The organism is Tenacibaculum sp. M341, assembly GCF_004337695.1.
GTDB lineage: Bacteria > Bacteroidota > Bacteroidia > Flavobacteriales > Flavobacteriaceae > Polaribacter.
Genome location: NZ_SJXJ01000013.1, coordinates 94,049 through 117,263, shown reverse-complemented (window position 1 = coordinate 117,263; position 23,215 = coordinate 94,049). Strand labels below are relative to the sequence as shown.

Below are 23,215 nucleotides of genomic sequence, written 5' to 3'. Positions count from 1 at the left end.
AAAATTTCATTATGAGTACAAAGGCTAAAACTTTTTTTATCTACTCTAATGGATTCACAACTCCATATAGACTATAAAATGGCTAATTTTATTACAATTCCAGATTTCTCTACTGAATTAGGTTCACCTGATAAACCTGTTCCAATAATCAAAATTACTTGGCTTAAGAAAGTCAACGATGCTGTTAAAAATGGAGACGCTATTTGTGAACTTGAAACAGAAAGAGCAACCTTAGAGCTTGAATCTTTTTACGACGGTTATATTTTATCAAAAAACGATAAAACAGAAGTTCGTTATAATGACATTTTGTGTATCGTTGGAAATAAAGGGGAACCTTACACTCAAATTATTAACGATTATGAAAAAAGTAGAATAAACGAAAAACTTAAACAACCGTTATATACAATTGAAAATTCTTTTGAAACTTTCTCTAATAGAAAAATAGATTTAATCAAAATTATTTTTAAATGGTTAAAAAACTTTTCAAGCAATAAAAAATCAACTTATTCATTTAGCTAACAACAGAAAATTGAACATGGAAGAAAACCAAAACAATCAACAATTAGACGGAGGAACTTATGAAATTATTCAAGGTAGATTGCAAAAACAAAAGCAAGAGCTACAAGAACGATTACATAAATTAAATGATGCCAGAAAACATGTTTTTGGAAGTATAGAGACCAAATTAATTGCGAATGATAGAATTAATACCGAAAACAATTGTATTGCTAGAGATATTGTTTCTTTAGGAAATACTTCTATTTTTGGATACAATGTACACTTTGGTTTACGTACCGATATTAAATTATCTGATGTGTTTAGCATCTACCAATTTAAAGACAATCACTTTCAAGTTCAGTCTTTAGATTTATTAAATGATGCTACTTTCTTAGACGACTTTACCAACTTGTACAAATATTATCGAAATACCATTTTTTCAAAATTTGCGATTATCGATAATTACTTACACATGGTTTTTCAGTTAAGTGAAACTCCTACAGACATAAAAACCTTTAAATGGTTAATTAACGATAATACTTTAAAGTATATTGATAACCGTAGTGAACATGAATATAAATTCCCTACACAACACGAATTTAAGTGGCAAGAAGTAACTCGTGATATGCACCGTTATGGTACACACTCGCATGTTTCTATTCTTGACAAAATTTTTGTAGAAACTATTGGAGGTGATTTAACCATAAAAATTGAAGACAATACCGATGAAGGAAAAGGTATTTTAGATGAACCTGTTGAGCATGTAGATCAAACTTTAGATGATGGACAGTTTCGTTTTGGTGATTTAGGAAACTTAATCACTCTAGAAATAAAACCTTTTCAAGAATCGCCAAGATATTTTATTTACAACCATAAACTTCAAGAAGTTCAACGTGTTGAAAGTATTAAAGACACTGCTGTTTTACTTCCTGATGATCATGGTTTAATTTTTCCGAATGGATACTATTTACAAACTGGTGAGTATAAAATTTTTGAAAGTGACGTAAAAGAAGTCAAATTTCAAAAAAAAATAAGCTCGCCTAATGGTGAAGACTTCTTATATGTATTTTATGCTACTATTCGTGGCTTGTACATTTTAATGTCGTACAACATTATTGAACAAGAAGTAAAAACACCAATTATTTGTAATGGTTTTACCTTATTAGAAAACGGAGAGTTATGTTATTTCCGTACTGAAAACGAACAAACAAAGCATCATGTAGTTCAAATTTGGCAAACTCCTTATTTAAAAGGAAGCTTTATGCCTTCTCAACATACTGATAGCTTACTTTACAAAATTGGAAACAAAGATATCGTTCGTGCCATGGCTGAGTGTCATGAGTTAATTAATCTTTTAAATAAAGAAGATAATTATACCGGACTTTACAATGATATTGCTAAAATAGCAAAAGATATAAATGATACGTATTACTGGTTACCAGAAGAAGATACACATCAACTTAATTTACCTATTTCTCAAATAAACGAAGCTGCAAATGCAGCCATTGATGAATTTGAGAAAGTAGTACAATTAAAAAAACAAGCAGAAAAGGAAACAAAGGAAATCAACAAAAAATCAGATGAACTTTTTAGCAAAATAAAAAGTACTTCTTTTAAATCTATTGACGACTTTGTTGCTTTATTAAGTCAACTACGTACTTTACGCGGAGAAGTTATTAGTTTACACGATGTTCGTTACATTCAAAAAACACATTTAGATGCTTTAGAAGCACAAGTTGCAGAACAAAACAACTTAATTTCTAAACGTTGTGTACAATTTTTATTAAACGATAAAGCATTAGCTCCTTACCATGCTAGAGTAACTGAAAAGGAAAAGGAATTACCTGAAATAAAAAAAGTAATTGATGCGAAAGCTTTAGAAAAAGAAGTAAATCAAATTACCGCCGATTTAGAAATGTTGATTGATATTGTATCGAACTTAGAAATTGAAGACACTTCTCAATCAACTAAAATAATCGATAATATTTCTTTGATTTTTGCTACGCTGAATCAGCAAAAAGCAGGAATAAAAAATAAAATTAAGAGTTTAGGTAGCACAGAGGCTAAAGCTGATTTTATTGCGCAATTAAAGTTGATTGATCAAAGTATTATCAACTACATTGATATGGCAACCACACCAGAAAAGTGTGATGAATTCTTAACTAAAACCTCTATTCAATTAGAAGAATTAGAGGGGAAATTTGCCGATTTTGAAGAGTTTATTGGTCAGATTATTGAAAAACGTGAAGAAATTCACAGTGCTTTTGATACACGTAAAAACAACTTAATTGAAAAACGTAACAAAAAAGCAGTTGCGTTACAAACAGCATCTGAACGTATTTTAAAAGGAGCTGCTAAAAAAGCACAATCTTTTAATACCATTGAAGATATCAATGGATATTTTGCGGCTGATTTAATGATTAATAAAGTTAGAGACATTATTAGTCAATTAAAAGAATTAGATGATGCTGGTAAAGCGGAAGCCATTGAAACGCAATTAAAAGTTGCCAAAGAAGATGCTTTAAGAAAACTAAAAGACAAACAAGATTTATATGAAGATGGTGAAAATGTAATTAAACTTGGTAAACATAAATTTGGTGTTAACAAACAGGTGTTAGATTTAACCATTGTTTTTAAAGATGAGCAACTATACTATCATTTAACAGGTACTGATTTTTATGAAGTAATTGAAAATGACATCTTGTTGCAATCTAAAAAATACTGGAATCAAGAGTTAGTTTCAGAAAATGAAATCGTTTACCGATCATCTTATTTAGCTTATAAAATTTTTAAATCGTACAGCGAAAAAGACCTGATTAATAAATCTGAAAAGGAATTATTAGCATTGGTTCAAAAGGAAAGTAGTAATTTGTATTCTGAAGGATATATTAAAGGTGTACATGATGTAGATGCTAGCACCATTTTACACACATTGGTTCATAAACATCACGAACTAGGTTTACTTACCTACTCTCCTACTACTCGTGCTTATGCACAATATTTCTGGAACTCTTTAACAAAAGAAGTTCAAGAAAGTTTTAATACAAACATTAAAGCTTCTGCTGAAGTATTAAATGTTTTTCCTGACAGTAACAGCTTTGATTTTGTGACTGAAAACATCTCAAAATCAGTGCAAGGATTTGAATCTTTATTATTCAGTGAAAATGAAACTACTGAAATAGCCAATTATATCTTTGAAGAATTACAATTAAATAATACGTTTCAAATTAGCACGGATGCCTTTAGTTTAAAGGAAGAATTTGTAAAGGCTTTAAAAAAACAAAGTGCTTTAAGAAAATTTAAAGCTAGCATAGAAAAGGTAACAAATTATACCGATAAAATTCATTTAACAAAACAATGGGTTTCTTCTTTTTTGGCTACCAAAGAAGCTGTTTATAAAAACTATGAAGATGAAATTGTGTGTACCCTATTATTTGAACACGAATCTAATTCAGAAATAAAAGCAGTACACCCAATAGAAACTATTAAAAATATTAAAGGAACGCACTCTAGTATCACAGATGGAAACTTAGAATTCAACTACCATGAGTTTATAAATGAACTAGAACAGTTTATTACTATTGAAGTTCCTAACTTTAATCAGTATAAAGAAACTAAACAAGCAGTTACAGAACAATTAAAAGAAAATTTAAAACTAGAAGAATTCAAGCCTCGTGTGTTGTCTTCTTTTGTTAGAAATAAATTAATAGATCAGGTTTATTTTCCTTTGATTGGAGATAACTTAGCTAAACAATTGGGTACTGTTGGAGATAACAAACGAACCGACAGAATGGGAATGTTATTGTTAATTTCTCCTCCTGGTTATGGTAAAACAACCTTAATGGAATATTTATCTAATCGTTTAGGTTTGGTATTTATGAAAATTAACGGTCCAGCTATCGGTCATGAGGTTACTTCTGTAGATCCTATGGCGGCTAACAATTCAGCTTCAAGAGAAGAATTAAAAAAATTAAATCTTGCTTTTGAAATGGGCGATAATGTGATGCTATATTTAGATGATATACAACACTGTAACCCTGAGTTTTTACAGAAATTCATTTCACTTTCAGATGGTACTCGAAAAATTGAAGGTGTGTACAACGGAAAACCTAAAACATATGATTTACGTGGAAAAAAATTCTGTGTAATTATGGCTGGAAACCCATATACTGAAAGTGGTGATCGTTTCCAGATTCCTGATATGCTAGCGAACCGTGCAGATATTTATAATTTAGGTGATATTATTGGAGATACAGCTCATTTATTTAAGTTGAGTTTAATTGAAAATGCATTAACATCAAATCCTGTTTTACATCAATTAAGCAGTAAGTATTTTGAAGATGTATATACGTTGATTGATAAAGTAGAAAATAATACTGCGGATGTTAATTTAAAAGGAAATCATACCAAACAAGAAATTCAAGACTATACAGCTGTTTTAGAAAAGGTAATTACGGTTAGAGATACTATTTTAAAAGTGAATCAGGCATATATTCAGTCTGCTGCTATGGAAGACGACTATCGTACAGAACCTTCGTTTAAATTACAAGGTTCGTATCGTGATATGAATAAACTGGTTGCCAAAGTTGTTCCTATAATGAATGATGATGAATTGAATCGTTTGTTATTATCTCATTACGAAAGTGAATCACAAACATTAACTTCTGCTGCAGAAGGAAATCTTTTAAAATACAAAGAGTTAATCAATAATTTATCAGATGAAGAAGTAGATAGATGGAATATGATTAAAAATACTTTTGTAAAAAACAATAAACTAAAAGGTTTTGGTGATAAGAATGAAATGGCTCAAATATTAAGTCAAATGATGGCTTTTTCTGAAAACTTAGAAGGCATTAAAAATGCTTTACAAAAGGGACTGGAAAAATAGACTTTTAATTACAAATTTGAAATTATGAATTACGAATTAGGATTTTTTCTAACTCGTAATTCTTTTATTAGAAAATATTTTGTTCTAACTTTCATAACCGATAAGTAATAAAAATCTTTAAATATTGATAAACTACAATACAAAGTATTGATCTATATTTTAAAAAGCAAAATATGTCAAAATACCCAGAAAACATATATTATATAGAAAGAGACGAAATCATCAAGATATCAAATTGGGATAATGCTCAAGTCGGAAATGTAGTTAGAGGACTTTGTAAAGAATGTTATATCATAATTAGTGAAGACGAATTAAAAACAGTTCGTTTTGACTACATTAATGGCGAAAACGATCTGACTGGAAGAGGAATACAAATTGATTTTGGAAAAAGTTATTTTTATGATGAACTACTTCTATTTTCGTTTTACCTATCAAAAGAATTTCAAAAAAATGACCCAATAGGAATTTACAATACTTATTCACAATATTTTCGTACCATATTAGAACAAAACGGTTATTTTACTATTACAAGTCACGAAGCTTCAAAGTATCAGAAAGGGTTTTTAATTGGAAAGCAAAAAATAGAAGTCATTAAATCAATAGAGAAACGAGATTTTTTAAAAAATTTTTTAAAAGTTAATAAAATAGAAATAAAAGAAGGTAAAACTTATTTGTACTTAATGCTTAATGAGGATACCAATCTTTTTAAAATTGGTTATAGTAAAAACCCTATTTTTAGAGAAAAAACACTACAATCCGAAGAACCTAATATTTTCACAATAAAAATTTGGGAATGCGATAAAAACATAGAAACTAAGTTACACAAACTATTCAATAACAAAAGAGTAAGAGGTGAATGGTTTAATTTAAATATAGAAGACTTAACTATATTAAACGAAGAAATGAATCCATATATATGAAAATACTAACAATAAGATGATACTAGCATTTGACACTTATTATTTTGAAGACAAAGCCAGAACTATTGCTTTACAATTTGAAAACTGGAATGATGAACAAGAGTCTCTAATATTTGATGAAACACTTTCTGGTATTAGTGAATATGTTTCTGGTGAATTTTACAAACGTGAATTACCTTGTATTTTAAGTCTGTTAAAACAAATAGACTTAACTAATTGTGAAGCGATCATCATTGACGGTTTTGTTGTACTGGATGACATTGGTAAATTAGGTTTGGGTGGATATTTACATGAAGCATTAGAAGAAAACATTCCGATTATTGGAGTTGCTAAAAACAACTTTTCTCAAATTGAAACGCTTAAAAAAGCTGTTTTAAGAGGCGAAAGTAAAAAACCTTTATACATAACTGCCAAAGGGGTTGATTTGACTGTAGCCGCTGATAAAATTAAAAATATGAATGGCGAATATCGAATTCCAAATATTTTAAAACGAGTGGATGCTATTGGTAGAGATAATATTTAATTAATAATGAGCTTGTAATTACAAGCTCTAATAAGTTTTACAATATGAACAGAAAATTATTACTTTATTTATTTGATAAGCTTTTAATTATTATTGCTTTAGTTATACTTTTTGATTTTCTAGTTCCCGGTAAAACGTATCATGAAGAAATCGTTGGTATTTCACAACAAAAGCAACAATATTATAATGCTGCAAGAAACAGCCACAATACTTACAAAGTTTCAACTGAAAACAGAAACTTTCATGTATCGAAGCAATTTGCTTTAAAAGCAAAAAAAAGCGATCAAATTATTTACAAAACGTCTAAACTTTTTAATGAAGTCAATAATTACAAGTTGACAGAATTGAATTATAAAGAAACGTATTCTCTTAGATTTTTAACAGGACTTATCATTCCTATTATTTCATTAATTGCTCTTTATTTTTTTAAAGACAGAAACCATACTGTTAAATACATTTGTCAACTATTTTTAATTGCTGATTTTATTTTTTTAGTTTTTATTTAACACCTTAAAAAACAGCTACTTAATCATTTTTATTAAATTTAAAGTGTTATTAACCAAAAACTTAATTAAAATGAACTCCTTAAAAAGATTCCAAGAATTTAAAATTAGTAATACTGATTTAAAAAGATTAAATGGTAGTACTAGAAATTGTCAACACTATGAAAACCTGTGTACACAAACCGCTTTAAGAGATGGTAATGGTTTTCTTTTAGACGACTGCGCTAACTTATGCGATGATGATGGTAATTGGAATTAAATTCATTTGAAAAAGTCTCTGTACAAATAATTATACAGAGACTTTTCTCATCACAAAAAATATTTTATTTATTAATTACCAAAAAGTGTCAATACCAATTTTCTGCTTCCTCCATAATTTCTATGTTCACCTAAATACACACCTTGCCAAGTTCCTAAATTTAAACGTCCGTTGGTTACAGGTATTTGTACTTGACAACCCAACATAGAACTTTTAATATGCGCTGGCATATCATCTGCTCCTTCATAATCATGTTTATAATACGCCATGTTTTCAGGAATCATTTTATTAATATGAGACTCAAAATCCATACGAACCGTCGGGTCAGCATTTTCATTAATTGTTAAACTTGCTGATGTATGCTTAATAAACACTTGTAACTGTCCTATTTTTACTTCTTGCAACTCAGGAATAGCCTCTGTAATAATATCTGTAATTAAATGATATCCTCTACTGAAAACTGGTAATGCTATTTCTTTTTGATAAAACTTCATTTCTTACATTTCAAGAATTAATTCGCATCATAAGATCTAAAAAAACTACACTTACTTCGTATTCTTTGAAAAAACTTAGTATTCCTATACTTTCTTTTTAAGGCTTCAAATCCTTCTGTGCTATGCTTTTTATACTCGTCTCCTTCATACCCATCCCAACTCCATCTAGAAGTTGTTGATTGATTGTTATAATAATCGTTTAATTCACATTTAGCAATCATATAAGAACAACGTGCATTTAACTCATTATCTGTAGACATTGCTATTGTTTTTTTATAATACTCCTTTGCTTTATCTGCCAATCCGTTATATAAATTTGCGTAACCTCCAGTAGGAAAACTATAGGTCTTTTTTTCATCAATTACTTCTGAAATATCTGGTCGGGTACTTCCAAAATAGTAACGATACCAATACTTTTGTCCAGGATATACAATAGTTCTATAATATCCTGTATTGGATACATTGAAAAAGTAATTTCCTAATAAATAATTCGCCAATTTACGTTTCCATTGTTTTATAGTTTGATCATTTGTCATTTCCTCTAGCTTTTTTAAGTTAGAAAAAAGATCGTATTTATTCATTTTACTATTTAAAAATGAAAACACATCTGCTTTATACACCTCATCTTCCATTACATAATTTGAATGACACTCAAAGCACTCTACGATATTATTACTAAAAACTTTCGGATCTATATCTTTCTTTTCTGAAGGATTTAAATATTGCAATGCATTATCAATGTCACCACTTCTAAAATACATTGTTCCCTTGGCATTAGACACGATCTCTTTAATTGTTTTTAAACTAAAGTTATCTGTTAAATCTTTCAATAATAGTTTTTCGAAAGAGTTTTTATTTTCTTTATTTACAAAACGAGCTATATCATCAACCAGCTTATGAGAAGATATTTCTTTAACATTCTTTAGATAATTATGTAGTAAGTAAGATTGCGCTATTTTTCCTTCTTTTAAATACAAATGACTTAGTTGTTCTACTATAATATTTTTTAAACTACAACTTATTCTCTGTTGAGTATCTTTAGTATAATAACATTGTCCAACTACAGTAAGTCCTTTGGTACTTTTTGATAATAAGTTTGCTAACCAAATCTCTCTATCTGATGTTATTTTATCCCATGAAAACACTTCAAATAGCAATGCTAAATCTTCCTTTTGTTGACGGAACTTTTTGGTATTTATACTCTTTAATTTTTCTTTTGCTTCTGAGATATTCTCCTTTAAAAAAGAAACATATGCATCTGTCAACTTCCAGAATTCTACATTGTTATTTCCTTGTGTTTTTTTAGTTATAAACTTTTGTAACTGCGCAAGCTTATTATTTACTCCTTCTCTCTTCTGAAATATATTTTTATCAAAATCAATATTTAAAATCGATCGTTCAAAATTATTGATAATGCGAATAGCCAATAATTCTTGTTTATCTTCAGCAATACCAAGTTCCAAAATTCTTTCTAAATCGCCCATGGTATCAGAAAAACTACGCAAAGCCGTAATAAATATTTGATTTGCTTTTTCTTCTCTTGTCTTTAGTAACGACTTCCCTTCTGCTTTCTTGAAAGTACAAAACTTATAACTTACAAAAGCAGACTGTTTCTTATCGATACTTTTATCAAACACTGTTAAAAATACATATGCAGCTTTTTCATATTGTTTTGTTTTGTAATAACAACCTCCTACTTGATCTAATATGTAGTAAAAAATTTCGTTTTTTAACTGCATTGGTAGAATTTCATTATTAAAAAACTCTAATGCTTGCGTAAATTGATGACTGTAACGGAATAAACGAATTAATTGATATCCGTAACGAAGTTTCAATTCTTTATTTTTCTCTTCTGAAAATAGCTTTAAGCCTTTACTAATAAGTTTAGGAGCTGTTGTTTTTCTAACTTTCATTAGTTCATCATAGTCCCAATAGTTTTTAGAATCATTTACCGCTACCTCTTCAACAGACTTTGCAAACTTTAAATACTTGATTCCCGCTACTCTTTTATCTCCTTTTAAAACATCAACTATTTCATCTTTTTGATAGATTACTTTTGTTAAAACTTCTATTGAATTTTCTCCATTAAAAAAGTCGTACCATAATCGTATATTTTCACTTTCATGTAACTTAACATTACCATAAAAATTACTTTCTTCAGTTCTTAAAAAAGGATAAAATGCTTTTTGAGAAATATTTTCTTGATTAAATAAATTATAGTAATAATAATCAGGATCGTAAGACCAACCTCCGCAAAAGTAAATTTCATCGTTTGCATACATCTTTTGAGTTACAAAACTCAGTAAAACACTTATAAATACTATATATTTTTTCATTATTCCTTTTCTTGTTGAAGTCTACTTATTAATTCTTGATAATTATGTATTCCTAATTCTTCTTCATCTAAATGATATAGAATTATGTTTTTAATTTCTAACTTACTTTTCGTAATAACTTGGTAACTTTTTAATGTTTCCTCTAGCTCGCTTTTCTCTATTTTCAGTAAAAAGTCTTTATATAAATACTGACCTCTATATAAAAGCTTCTCTTTTACTTTATAAAGGTTTGTTGATATTTTATCAAAATGTACAGTATCTTTATCAAAATCGCTGGTAACCGCACGATTGATCAATCTTAAACGACCTTCATTATTTTTTACTACTACTTGAGAAAACATTGGCAGTGCAACATCTAAACTTAGAGGGTAATTCGTACTATTGTTTACATACTGTTTAACTGTAGTGTTTTTTAAAATAGAATTTTGTTTAAAATCACTTAAATCACCAACATTATATAACATTAACACTCCATAATTAACTGGCGGCACACCTGTTTTATCTTTATATTTTATTTGATGCAATCGAATAGTAACACTTGTTTTTACTTGCTGCTCTAAGACTTCTAAAAACTGAAAATATTTTTCTTTAGTACTTCCTGACCAATCACAATCTATTTGAATTTCATCAGTGTTTTCTCCTAAATATTTATGATGAATTTGCTGTACTAGCTTTTTAATTTTTACTACTAGTTGATCTACAGACACATTATCATTTTTAAAAACTGAATTTCTAATAAATACTACCGGAACTACTTTTTTATTTTGAAAAACAGTATCCATATTTTGAAGAACGGCAACAGGACGCGCTATATCATCAGAGACAACTACATCAAAATAATGTATAAAAATCTTTGTATTATCTACAGTATTTAATGCTTCTTTTTCTTTGTTAGACAAGGTAGCATTTGCTTTCCAATGATAAAATTGAAATTTGGTATTATGACTGTTATTGGTATTGCACGAAATAAAAAACAGCACAAAAACGAGTAAACTATAATTTTTAAAACTACCCATTGATTTTCTTCAGCTTTTTTGATTTCGTTATTTCTTCTTTTAACGCTTCAGAATTTTTATTCGATTGTTGCTTTTTAGGCCAAATATGAAAACCTCCTCTACAATTTTCATGGATAGTCCATATTCCCCAAATACCATTTTCATCAATATCTCCTTGATAGTTTACCGTATGACTCGGATATGTTTTTATCATTGAGATTTTAAATGTTTCTAAACTATAATTTCCTTTCCAAGAAAAATAGTTAATATCATCTGTTCCCGATCCAAACACCTTTCCTTTTTTGAAACTCAATTCTATAGACATTTCGTGTTTTCCTTGAGAATTACTGTAACGATAAAAGCCTTCCCATTCTCCACTTGGTAAAAACTGATGTGTTTCTAAGTTTTCTTTTTTCATTGTTGGGATTATATACTATTTAGCTGTCATTAAAACTACTGTATTAAAATCAACTTCTGAATTATACATTGCTGTTTCTCCTTCAAAAAACTGAAAAACATTATTATTCAACTCCTTAATTTTAACGTAAGTGTATTTTTTTCTTCGTATTCTTATATTACTTTCTGCTGGTCTTAACTCTTTAATCATTTCACTATTCACTACTTCCCATGTACCTTTTTCTTCAATATTTCCTGATTTTTCTACATAGGTTCCATCTTCATAATACTGCTTCCAGTTCTTGTTGTTTCCATTAAAAAATTTTGTAACTCTTTCATCTACCTTTCCTCTTACATACGTTTTATTATCATCATATACTATCGAGTAAGCTAACTTAGAGTCTTTAATAAACATCGCTCTATCTAAGACTTTTTGAGCCAGCTCAATATTTTCAGTACTATTTTCTTGTATTTCCAACTGAAGAGCATACTCTTTTATTTTCCATTTTTTATTACAAAGTATGGCTGCAATAGCTTCAGATTCTAATTTTTTCTTTTCTGCTTTCTCTTTTTCTCGTTTTTGTCTTTCTTCTCTTTCTTTTATCAGTACTAATTCCTCTTGTATCTTTGCTTCTTTATCTTTGGCTTCTTTCAATAACTGAGCATAAATAGTACCTTCTAAAACTTCATTTTTACTTTCTTTATCTTCAATGTATTTTTCTAGAAGGTTTTTATCTTCATCAGAAATTTGTGATGACATTTCTGTAAAATCTTTTGCCTTAGATGTCTTTGTATATGTTTTATGAATGCCTTTTTCACATGACAAAAACATTACAACCATAATTATTACTACTACTTTTTTCATTTCTAGTTATTTTTAAATGTTATTTCAAAATTCTTTAATAAAAAAAGTAGCAGTATCAGCAAAAACTAAAACAGTTCTTTTTCTATTTGTATTCGTTAATATTTACATTATGCTTTCCTAATAAAGTTCTTGCATGTTTTATAAAACGCATCATTTTATCGTAATCTTTCTTTTTGGTAAAAGATTCTGGCTTTTTTGAATATTCATCTGCAGGTAACACATAGTATTCTTTATTCCCATTTACAATAGGCTCGTAGACCCAGGTTAAAAAATAATCTGCTTTTTTAATATGAACTTTTTGATCTTTATCTTTTCGTAATGATAGTTTTAAAACTGCTCCTCCATCTCTTGGAAATGTACGTTGATGTGAAACAAAATTCCCTAATGAATACACAACAAAATCTTCCTTCGGATTTTCAGCTGTAGGTTTATTCCATTTCATTGGTTGTAACACATGTGGATGTGCACCTATTACAATATTTACACCTAACGATTTAAAATAGGCAAACATATCTTTTTGTGATTTGTTTGGTAAGTCTTTGTATTGATCTCCCCAATGTACAAAAGCAATAATTTGATCAGGATTAATCTTACTATTTACATAATCCACATCTTTTTTTATGGTTGCTTTATCTAAATAATTTACAATATTTGGTGGCGTTGGTTTTAATCCATTCGTACCGTAAGTATAACTAATCACTGCGATTTTAAAGTTATTTTTTTCAATAACGTACGCAGGATTTTTAGTTTTTTCTACTTGATTTATAAACGTTCCTGTGTGACCAATGTTTAACGAGTCTAAAATTTTAATAGTTCGCTCCACTCCTTTTTTACGCTTATCACACGAATGATTATTTGAAGTAGTTAAGATATCTACTCCTGCATTTTTAATAGCAGATGCATATGATGGTGGCGAACTAAATTGTGGATATCCTGAATATGGTTTTACTCCTAAAGTAACTTCTAAATTACCTAATGTAACATCTGCATCACTTAAAATTGGTTTTATTTTAGAAAAACATTCATCGTACTCATACTTTTTAGTTTTCTTGTTGTAAGCCGCTTTTATTTGATCCATATGTCCCATAAAATCTCCTATAAAAAGTAAACTTATCTCATCATCTTTTTTAGGGACAACTTTCTTTTTAAACACTTTTTTTATAGGTGTTTCAACAACCTCTTCTTTTGCGGGTTTAGTTGTTACCTCTTTTTGAGGTGTAGTTTTTTGTTGTATTTCTTTGTTTGAGACACAAGCATACTGTAATACAAAAGTGATTGTTGCTATAAAAAATAGGTACTTTCTTATCTTCATTTTAGAGTATTTTAATCGTATAGCTAATGTATCAATTATTTTTATGCTGTTTCTGTTTCACTATACAAATTCTTCCATTTCCATAATACCTGAGCAATCCGTAACTTAACTCTTCATTGGTAAAAAATTCAAGTTCCCCTCTAAAAGGCACTTTGTATGTATCTACATTTTCTAATTCGTAATTTAAATTCATTTTAAAAGGAATTGTAAAACCTCTAAAATTTAATTGCATATACCCTGTACCCTCCCATTTATTTACAGATCGAATTCCATTTAAATTCAAACTAAAAAAAGAACTATATGATTTTTGATATCCTTCTTTTTGGTAATGCAATAATTTTATATAATCGTTAGTATTATTCCATACATTTTTTTCCTCTATTACATTATGTAATTCAATCTCATTTTGGTACTTATCAGGATATTCTTTGCTTTCAGTATAAATTAAATCATCATCACCAAAAAGCATGTAACAATTTGTATCTGTAAAAAAGATCGATACATATTGCGAATTGTTCTCGTAAAAAACATTATGATTATTTACCATAACTGTTGCTTTTGCGTACAACTCCTTAAATTTTTGTGTTACTTCTCTTTTCGTAAATACATTTTCTCTATTGATAATTTCACATTTTTTAGGGACTTTATTTCCATCTAAAATCCATGTATAATAAGAGTCGTCGTTTACTAAATATCCATTGTACAAGCGAGCAATCGCATCTTCCTTCAATTCTAATGAATCTATTATAGCTCCTCTGGAATTTAACTTGTAATAAGTATTCGTATATACATCTGGATTATTTGTGCTTTGTCCTGAATAATTTTGAGTTTTTATAACAACCGTGGAATCTTTCTTGTTGTAATATTCCAATGATATTTCTTCATAAGTTCCTTCTTTGATAAGTTTTTCAACTACAAGATTTTCTGTATCAATTCCTTCTCTTGCATATTTATAATTTTTAAATTCTTTAGGTAACTTTTTAAAAAAGGGAACTAATTGCCTGTAAGAAAACGGAGAGTTAGAATACACAAGTAAAAAAACTCCCAAAACTATGGATAGTAACATATACTTTTTCATAATGAATTTCACTTACATTTTAGCATATAAGAAATAACCTCCGCCTATTATTAGCAACGGTGAAGCAATACACAACAAAATAACTGTCCATCTGTACAACCCCCAAAATGAAATCACTTTTCTTTCTTCATTATCTTCAGAATAAACAATTTCAACCGTATCTCCGATGTTATACGAAGGCGGACTAGAACTTACTTCACTTTCATAGGTGTTAATAGTATTTCTTTTGTCTGTATATTCAAAAACTGGTTTATAGGTATAACCATCATCCCCAGGAACTTCAATTAAATGAATCACTTTTGCTCTAGTTTTATACCCATCACTCATTAAATCTTGAGTGAAATAATAATTTTTAACGGCATAATAAATTAAAACTAATGCTAAAATTAGCATTCCTAAATACAAATACTCTATTGTTCTCATGCTGAATAAAACTCTTTATTGCAGTACTAAAATATGCTGTTTCTCTTTTTCTTTTTAGGTGTGATTCATTTTTGCTGTAGATGAGTTAATTTTCGATCACTATTTTTGTTCATTATTACAATTTCCATCTAATAAATCTTGTTTTGTAGCATTAAATTTATTCCCACTACAATCTATCTCTACAATTTTATTAGCTAGTACATCACTAGAAAAATTGCAATAATTAACTAACGATTTGTTATTCCAAACAAATAATTTTTGCATGTGATTTAAACTACTAAAACTAATACCTCCATTAAACACTAAGTTTTCATGAATTGCAACATACTCGTTAACTGACTGTAAACTTTCAAAAGCTATTTTTTCTAATGATTGATTATGCTCTATAGAAATAGTATTACGGACTAAGTTTAGTTTTTTAAAATTTACTATCTCCTTTAAATTTCGAGTACTGAAAATTGAAAGTTTATCAACCTTTTCTAAATTATTAAAACCATCTAGCACTTCTAAATCAGAACAACCTGAAATGTATAGCTCTTTTGCTTCTTTCAATTGGTCAAAAGAACTAATCTCCTTTAGTCCATAATTATTTCCAAATACAATAGTCCCTCCAATCTCTCTCAAGTTACTGAATACTTTTATCTTATTTAAAACTTTCGTCCCAGAAATGGTAAACTCACCATTAATTATCTCTATATTTTTTAACCCTTCAATATTTTCTAATTTCGGAACTACTGAAATCATAAAATCACCATTGATCTTTTTGATATTTATCAATCCATCTAAATTTGTTACGTTATCAGACTGAACAATGGTTAAAGAACCATCAATAAAACTATATTTTTTCTCATTTTTTAAGAAATTATCTATTTGTATCTGTTTTTCAAATACCAGATCACCAGAATAAACGATATCATCTGACGTAGGTTGAAGTTTCTTCTTTACATATTCAACTTTAATTGCTTCAGTATTTTTCTCTTTTTCGTTCCTAGATTGACAGGCTATTAAAAACAAGCTACTAATTATTATATATGTACTTTTTAATTTAATCATAATTATCTTTTTACATATGAAAAACCTTCTTTAGCTCTTCATCATCTTCTCTTTTATAATGGAGTAAATTAGAGAGGGTTCTTTCGTCTGAATTCATGTACTTTTTTATGAAGTTATCAAATGACATATCGGGACCACTTTTGCAAATAAGATATTTACCTTCTCCATATTTTAACTTTAAGAAATATGATTTATGTTTGAATCTGTAACCATCTTCATCTACAAAATCTACATTTTTTAAATTAATTTCAATGTTAGAAAAAGCATAGGTTTCATTTATGGCAAGTAAAGTTCTTTTAAATGTTACCGTTCCTTTTGTTCTATTGAATTTTATCGTTTTATGACAGATTTTCTCTCTAAAAAAATTCAATCCAACGGTAAAAGCTAATAAAGAAAAGGTAAAAATAAACTCTCCAAGATCTTGATGGTTATAACTTAAAATTTGAATAATTAAAAGTATTCCTACTGAGAAAAACAAAATCCAATCAAAAGAAATCAATCTATTATGAGTGTGATTTATTAAAATATACTCATCACAAACTTCTTCAGCTTGTATGTATCTATACATCTCAATCATTTGTTTGTATTTTATAGTTGTCTAAATTTAATTCACCTAATAAAATTGTAGTCTCTCTATTAAATTCGTTAACATCTCTGTATGGACTTACATATCTGTTTTCTGATAATGGAGATATAAACATAATCATTGTTATAAAAATGCTTCCAATAATCCACGACCAAGTATGCAAACTTACCTGGTGCAAATCTTTAACTTTTAATGTTCTTGGATTTTGATGAAAAATGGTTAAAAATAATAATGGAGGAAATGCAAATAACATCCAAATATAGTTCGCTTCTTTCTGAAGTTGATTATCCTTTATGTATACATATTTCTTCTCATAATAATATTCTAAAGCTCCATTTTCTGAATATGTTTTCTTAGGATGGTTTGCTTCTATTATGATATTTTGAAATGTTAATTCTGATTTTGGATATTTCTTTTTGATATCCGACAGAATTCTTTCCATATCATACTTTTTATGTTCTTGTACTTTGAAGTACACATTAAACAAAGCATAAAAAATGAAAACACTAAAAAACAAAGTTATACAATGAAACACGGTAATATTTTTGAAAAAACTCATCTTTTATTGTTTTTACTGAAGAATTTAAATTGCTTCAACTTCATAAGTAAACTTGATTAATATTAAAATATTAGATCTAATAATGATTCAAAACTAAAAAGATTGTATCATTCACTTACTTATCAATCTATTTTTATAGTATTACAATCTATTTTCGTTTTAGAATACGATTATATTTTTGCTTTCTTTTTGTAAAAAACATTTAATACCAATGCTACAATCACCATTAAAACTCCAAGCAAACTCAATACAGGATACACATCTCCAAACCACAATACTCCTAAAATCATTGTAAAAATTACTTCCACATATTTTAAAGGAACAATTTTATTTACAGTGCCTAATTGATAGGCTTTTGTCATAAACAACTGACCAAAATAACCGAAAATTCCTAAGCTAAATAATAGGGTCCATTCGTTTCCTTGGGGTACTTTCCAGTTGTTAATAGACAAAACTCCACCTATCAAAACCGATATCCACATGAAATAATTGATAATAACTACTGGATGATCATTTGTGCCAATTTTGGTTATGATTACATACACCAAACCACTAAAAAAAGCTGAAGACATTACTAAAATTAAACCTATTGTATTTATTTCTGCTGCAAATCCTTTTATTAAAAACACACCTAACATGGCTACTAAAAAAAATACCCATTGTAATTTATAAATCTTCTCCTTTAAAAACACAACAGCTAAAATAGCTGCAAAAATTGGAGCTGTATAGCGTAAAGAAACTGCAGTTCCAATAGTTAAATGATTTGTAGCCGCAAAAAACAGGCTCATAGAAGTTACTCCTAATACTCCTCGTGTAATTAGTAATTTTTTCTTGTTTCCTAACATTGGAATTTTGTGATACATAAGATAGCACATAGTAAAAAACAAAGATCCCAATCCTCTAAAAAATACTTTTTGATACGTTGAAAAATCGGATAAATACTTTATAAATACGTTTAAAAAAGTGAAACTTAACGCACTTAACAACATGTAATAAATCGCTTTTTTCAAAATCGTTGAATTGTTTTTTTTGAATTTGTAAATATACTTATTAAGTATATGAAATCATTTACTTATAAGGACAAACAAAAACTACCTCACAAGTTTTAAATTTCTAAGATCGATTAGAAATTTATCAAAAAGAGTAGATGTTATTTACTTTAACTCTTTAAAATATTCATGTGATTACAATCGTCTTTCTTCTAAAAATATCTATTATTAAAGACAAACAATCTTTATCACTAAAATATGTTTGTAAATTTTGAAAATCTATTGATTTACAAACACCTAGTAATCAACCTTTATCTTCATTTATAAATTGCATGCAATTATTATCATCTTCTATTAAACCCAAAAAATTCCCTACTTCATCAACTAGAGAATAAAATATATCACTTCATAATCTTCTTTTACTTCAATAGGAAACTTAGAATCAACACCTTCTTATTTGTGTAAGGTTATAATCTTTTTTTTGCAAAACGTAGTTTCCTTTACTTATGATTAACAAAGGATTTTACCCTATTAAGGAGAGGGAAATTTCCTAAAAAATATGGGGCAAACAACTAGCAAATAAAATAATGTCCATAAATAATTTAGCGATATACATTAACACCAAAAAAAATCTAATCATGCTAAAAAAAATTATTACATCTATCACTTTACTAATTATTTTATGGAGTTGTACAAAAAATGAAACTATTAATACTAAAAATGTTGCCTCAACCCCACAAGAACTAATAGGACTTTTTGAAAAAAAAGATGCGAAAATTGTTAGAAATCATAGTGATCTTCTTGCCTATATTAAAAAGGATGAATTGTTATCAGAAGTATTTCAAAAAGAAGAATTATTAATTGATTATATGTATAAAACTCGCTTTAATAAATTAGGTTTAATGACATATAATTATGCTAAACTAAACAAATATTATCCTGAAAAGGTACAACTTATTAATCAAAAATTAGCCGCAGGATTTGGCTTTGATTTCGATGAGCTTGCTGATGATTATGCTGGATATGAATGCTCTCCTCCAGCAACTTGCAAACCTCTTGCTGATAATATTTGTATCGGAGATAACTGTGTTACTACTGATTTATTTATTCCTAAACACGATTTAAACATCCTGGAACTTATTGATGTTCATTACAAATATAGTCAGTTAATAGAACCTCAATTTACATTTTTTAAAGATGGTTATAGCAGTTTTCCTATTCGAAAACCTAGCTCTTGGTTTTTTGAAAACTTTGATTTAGGTAAATTAGACATAAGTACAAAGGCTAAAGAATATTTAGCGAAAGACATAGAAAAGAACAGTATAATTGTTTTTAGTCATCCTATAAAAGTGGAAGGTAAAAATGCAGATGTTATTTCATTGATTTTTACAAAGGAATCTATAGCTCAAGAATTCTTTGAGGCTAGTCCAGGATTAATTGTTGACAATAGCCCTTTTACAAAAAATTGTACGGATTTATGTCTAGCAATGACACAAGCTGGATCTGGCTCAGGGTGCAATGGCTGTTGGACGATATCGTGTTGTAATCCTGTATCTTGTTCTCCATGTTCTGGTGAAAATTTAGATATTGCTGACTTAATGCATCCTGAATTTTGGAATCCAGATTTAGATATACTAAGTCAGATGCCAATTAGTGGAATATTGGAATCGGATCCTGTTCTAAAATTAAAATATTGAAAAGTTTTACAGATTCAAATTAATTAAAATTGACTGTTTAACTTAGTTATAAATATTACTAATTAAAAAACCTCACAGGTTTTAAAAACCTGTGAGGTTTGAATACATTAAATTATTCAAAATAATCCTTAACTAAAAGAATCAACTTATTATTTAATCTGATTTTGTTTTACTGATAATAAATTAGCAAATAACTTATACGCACCTGGTACCCCTGCTGGTAATTCTCTAAAGAAACTTAAACCTGTGTAGATATAATTTCCTTTACCATATTTAGCTACCAACAAACTTCCTTCTTTAGCCGATTCTCCTTTGTCATGCATTGATAAAATAGGGGTATACTCACTACTCCATTTGTTTGGAAAGTACAACCCTCTTTCTTGTACCCAATTTTCAAAATCATTCGTAGTAATTTTGTTTGGATAATTTAATACTGAATGATCTTTGGCTAACATTGTCACCTTTGCAAACTCATCTGTTACTCTGTCTCTAGATAAGGTTAAATCATATGGAGCCTTCACATCTACTCTTCTATTCGTATTATATTGTACAATAACATTTCCTCCGTTTTTAACATAATCTAAAATGTACTTTTGTTTAAACTGAAGCTCTTTTTTAGTATTGTAGGCTCTAATACCAATTACTACTGCATCAAAATTATTTAAGCTATTTTCATTAATAGCATCTGGCTTGATTTCTGTAACCGAGTATCCAATTTGACGCAAACTCTCAGGAACTGCATCTCCAGATCCTTGAATATATCCAATTGATTTTCCTTCTTTTTTAATATCTAAACGTACAACTTTTGCTTTAGATGGTAATAAAACAGATTGTTTAGGAATGTGATTGTAATTAATTTCAATCAACTCTTTATCGTATGTTTTTCCTTCACTAGTAGCTACTGTTTGAATATATCCTTCAGATTGATTTGACGATGGTGTAACTGTAAACTCAACAACTTGTTTGTCTCCTTTTTGTGCAATATCAAAATTAATATTACTTGGAGTTACTGTCCATCCGTTAGGTACTTTTAAAGCAACAGATCCTTTAGTATTTTGAGTTCCAGAACGAACTTCAACAGCTATCTTTTTAGATGCACCATCAGAAAAAATAATCACCTTATCTTTTAATTTAGTAGTTACTCTTGGTAAAATCTCAAAAGGCTCATAAATTTCTCCTTTATCTCTTTGCGAATATCTTCTGATAACATTTTTAGTAAACGATATTGGAGTACCATCTATTTTTAAATTAAAAGTAACTCTAACTGGTCTTTTCGTTTCAGGATCACCTATCAGCTCTTGATTGTCTACTTTGTACATTCCTAATCCCCAATCTGCATTTAACCAATACGGAGAAGAGTAATCCATTTGCAATAAACGTACATCTTCGGTGAAATTTTCTTTCTTGTTAGCTGTTAATTTTACATCTTTCATCGTTAGTTTTTCAAACGGATACCATCCAATAGAAACTAAATCCATAGGAATAGTACTTCTATTTAATACCTCAAAATCAATTTTTGCAGATGAATTTGGAGTTGTACTTGATGTTTTTGCAGATGCCTCTAAATACAAACCTGCACATGCTTCTATAATCTCTTTTATTTGTTTTGATTTGATTTCTCTCCAATGACTATCTTTTAATTTTTCAATTAAACTATAAGCTCTCATTAAATTTGGTAGATGCTTTGACGGATTTACAAAATCAAAGTTCTTTTCCACATCGTATAAAATCTTTCCAATTTTATCTCCGCCTGCAACTCTGTTCCACTTAGTATTTATTCCTGAAAAAATATCTTTCTTGTCTTTAGGAAACTCTCCTTTTAAAAACTCTACGTATTCTGTTTGTTCACCTCTTGTTGTTAAACGCCCAAAACCTTGACATAAATGTTGACTACTTGCAATTGATGCTAATTCGTTATTAGATACTCCTTTTAGTGGATAATAAACACCGATATCAAAATTCAACATTTTACTTTTATCAGCTTTCTCGAATTTCTCTCTACTTCCATAAAACCACCAAGAAGTATTAAAAAACAAACGATTTGGTTGCCAAGCTTCTGTGTATTGTAATTGCTCAGGATATTTTGTTTTATCAGCAGCTAAATCAAAAGCTTCAACACTTAACATCGCCGATGCCGTATGATGTCCATGAGTTGTTCCTGGTGTTCTATGGTTAAAACGATTGATAATAACATCTGGTTTAAACTTTCTTATTGCCCAAACTACATCAGCTAAAACTTTATCTTCGTCCCATATTTCAAAAGTTTCATCTGGATGTTTTGAATACCCAAAATCATTAGCTCTAGAAAAACGTTGTTCTCCTCCATCTACACCTCTTGCTGCCAATAACTCTTGTGTACGAATTACTCCTAACAATTCTCTAATCTCTGGACCAATTAAATTTTGTCCTCCATCTCCCCTTGTTAACGATAAATAAGCTGTTCTTGCTTTTACTTTGTTTGCCATATAGGCTATTAAGCGTGTATTTTCATCGTCTGGATGTGCTGCAACGTATAAAGCTGAACCTAAAAAGTTTAATTTTTGAACTTTCTCGTAAATTTCGTTTGTTGTTAGTTTTTGTGGTTTTTGTGCAAAAACTGAAGTGACAATAAATAATCCCAAAAGCGGAATTAATGTGAGTTGTTTTTTCATTTGATATGCATAATACATCAAACTAAGCTTCTGCTACTGAATATTTTTTACAGATTTGCTTAAAATGATCAATTAATCGTACAACAAATGTAATCTTTTTACGTTTTTTTTGGTTGAGTTTAACAAAATGCTAACATTTAGTTCAATTCATCAATAATGATTCAACAATTATTAATTTAAATTGAGCAAT

Annotated in this window: 20 protein-coding genes; 7 read left to right on the top strand and 13 right to left on the bottom strand. The window is 28.7% G+C overall.

What is annotated here, in order from left to right:
• The first annotated feature begins 78 nt into the window (after window positions 1-78).
• The 6 genes from EYW44_RS15285 to EYW44_RS15260 all read left to right on the top strand — a co-directional run bounded on the left by EYW44_RS15285 (window position 79) and on the right by EYW44_RS15260 (window position 7,591).
• Window positions 79-519: a biotin/lipoyl-containing protein gene (locus tag EYW44_RS15285; protein ID WP_165872246.1), complete on the top strand. Its 441-nt coding sequence runs from the start codon at window positions 79-81 to the stop codon at window positions 517-519.
• Between the two features lie 16 nt (window positions 520-535).
• Window positions 536-5,386: a DNA repair ATPase gene (locus EYW44_RS15280; RefSeq protein ID WP_132724610.1), complete on the top strand. Its 4,851-nt coding sequence runs from the start codon at window positions 536-538 to the stop codon at window positions 5,384-5,386.
• Window positions 5,387-5,559: 173 nt separating this feature from the next.
• Complete coding sequence (locus EYW44_RS15275) at window positions 5,560-6,306, top strand: GIY-YIG nuclease family protein (protein WP_132724608.1); 747 nt, start codon at window positions 5,560-5,562, stop codon at window positions 6,304-6,306.
• Between the two features lie 16 nt (window positions 6,307-6,322).
• Window positions 6,323-6,829, top strand: a complete 507-nt coding sequence (locus EYW44_RS15270) for an endonuclease V (RefSeq protein WP_132724606.1) — start codon at window positions 6,323-6,325, stop codon at window positions 6,827-6,829.
• Window positions 6,830-6,873: 44 nt separating this feature from the next.
• The gene (locus EYW44_RS15265) at window positions 6,874-7,335 is read left to right on the top strand and encodes a hypothetical protein (RefSeq protein ID WP_132724604.1); all 462 of its coding nucleotides are present in this window, start codon (window positions 6,874-6,876) and stop codon (window positions 7,333-7,335) included.
• A 70-nt stretch (window positions 7,336-7,405) separates the two neighbouring features.
• Complete coding sequence (locus EYW44_RS15260; protein WP_132724602.1) at window positions 7,406-7,591, top strand: hypothetical protein; 186 nt, start codon at window positions 7,406-7,408, stop codon at window positions 7,589-7,591.
• Between the two features lie 71 nt (window positions 7,592-7,662).
• Here the strand turns inward: EYW44_RS15260 and EYW44_RS15255 are convergent, their stop codons facing one another.
• From EYW44_RS15255 to EYW44_RS15200, 12 genes are all read right to left on the bottom strand, one after another.
• Complete coding sequence (locus EYW44_RS15255) at window positions 7,663-8,085, bottom strand: secondary thiamine-phosphate synthase enzyme YjbQ (RefSeq protein WP_132724600.1); 423 nt, start codon at window positions 8,083-8,085, stop codon at window positions 7,663-7,665.
• 17 nt (window positions 8,086-8,102) lie between these two features.
• On the bottom strand, window positions 8,103-10,421 hold the full coding sequence (locus EYW44_RS15250) for a hypothetical protein (protein WP_132724598.1): 2,319 nt from the start codon (window positions 10,419-10,421) through the stop codon (window positions 8,103-8,105).
• Window positions 10,421-11,437, bottom strand: coding sequence for a hypothetical protein (locus EYW44_RS15245; RefSeq protein WP_132724596.1), 1,017 nt, complete (start codon window positions 11,435-11,437; stop codon window positions 10,421-10,423). The genes EYW44_RS15250 and EYW44_RS15245 overlap by 1 nt, the downstream gene beginning before the upstream one ends.
• Entirely contained in the window at window positions 11,430-11,834 is a 405-nt protein-coding gene (locus EYW44_RS15240) for a hypothetical protein (RefSeq protein WP_132724594.1), read from the bottom strand. The genes EYW44_RS15245 and EYW44_RS15240 overlap by 8 nt, the downstream gene beginning before the upstream one ends.
• A 15-nt stretch (window positions 11,835-11,849) precedes the next feature.
• Window positions 11,850-12,677, bottom strand: coding sequence for a hypothetical protein (locus EYW44_RS15235; RefSeq protein WP_132724592.1), 828 nt, complete (start codon window positions 12,675-12,677; stop codon window positions 11,850-11,852).
• Window positions 12,678-12,759: 82 nt separating this feature from the next.
• Window positions 12,760-13,989 (bottom strand): CapA family protein, encoded by a 1,230-nt coding sequence (locus EYW44_RS15230; RefSeq protein WP_132724590.1) that lies wholly within the window; start codon window positions 13,987-13,989, stop codon window positions 12,760-12,762.
• A 31-nt stretch (window positions 13,990-14,020) separates the two neighbouring features.
• On the bottom strand, window positions 14,021-15,067 hold the full coding sequence (locus tag EYW44_RS15225; protein WP_132724588.1) for a hypothetical protein: 1,047 nt from the start codon (window positions 15,065-15,067) through the stop codon (window positions 14,021-14,023).
• Between the two features lie 12 nt (window positions 15,068-15,079).
• Window positions 15,080-15,490, bottom strand: coding sequence for a DUF3592 domain-containing protein (locus EYW44_RS15220; RefSeq protein ID WP_132724586.1), 411 nt, complete (start codon window positions 15,488-15,490; stop codon window positions 15,080-15,082).
• A gap of 99 nt (window positions 15,491-15,589) precedes the next feature.
• Entirely contained in the window at window positions 15,590-16,543 is a 954-nt protein-coding gene (locus EYW44_RS15215; RefSeq protein WP_132724584.1) for a hypothetical protein, read from the bottom strand.
• A 10-nt stretch (window positions 16,544-16,553) separates the two neighbouring features.
• Window positions 16,554-17,111, bottom strand: a complete 558-nt coding sequence (locus EYW44_RS15210) for a hypothetical protein (RefSeq protein WP_132724582.1) — start codon at window positions 17,109-17,111, stop codon at window positions 16,554-16,556.
• Between the two features lies 1 nt (window position 17,112).
• Complete coding sequence (locus EYW44_RS15205; RefSeq protein WP_132724580.1) at window positions 17,113-17,571, bottom strand: hypothetical protein; 459 nt, start codon at window positions 17,569-17,571, stop codon at window positions 17,113-17,115.
• 287 nt (window positions 17,572-17,858) lie between these two features.
• Window positions 17,859-18,731 (bottom strand): DMT family transporter, encoded by an 873-nt coding sequence (locus EYW44_RS15200; protein WP_256369381.1) that lies wholly within the window; start codon window positions 18,729-18,731, stop codon window positions 17,859-17,861.
• A 584-nt stretch (window positions 18,732-19,315) separates the two neighbouring features.
• Between EYW44_RS15200 and EYW44_RS15195 the strand changes: the two genes are divergently transcribed.
• Complete coding sequence (locus EYW44_RS15195; RefSeq protein WP_132724578.1) at window positions 19,316-20,374, top strand: hypothetical protein; 1,059 nt, start codon at window positions 19,316-19,318, stop codon at window positions 20,372-20,374.
• Between the two features lie 149 nt (window positions 20,375-20,523).
• On the opposite strand, the gene EYW44_RS15190 is transcribed toward EYW44_RS15195, so the two are convergent.
• Complete coding sequence (locus EYW44_RS15190; protein WP_132724576.1) at window positions 20,524-23,025, bottom strand: PIG-L family deacetylase; 2,502 nt, start codon at window positions 23,023-23,025, stop codon at window positions 20,524-20,526.
• Between the last annotated feature and the right edge of the window lie 190 nt (window positions 23,026-23,215).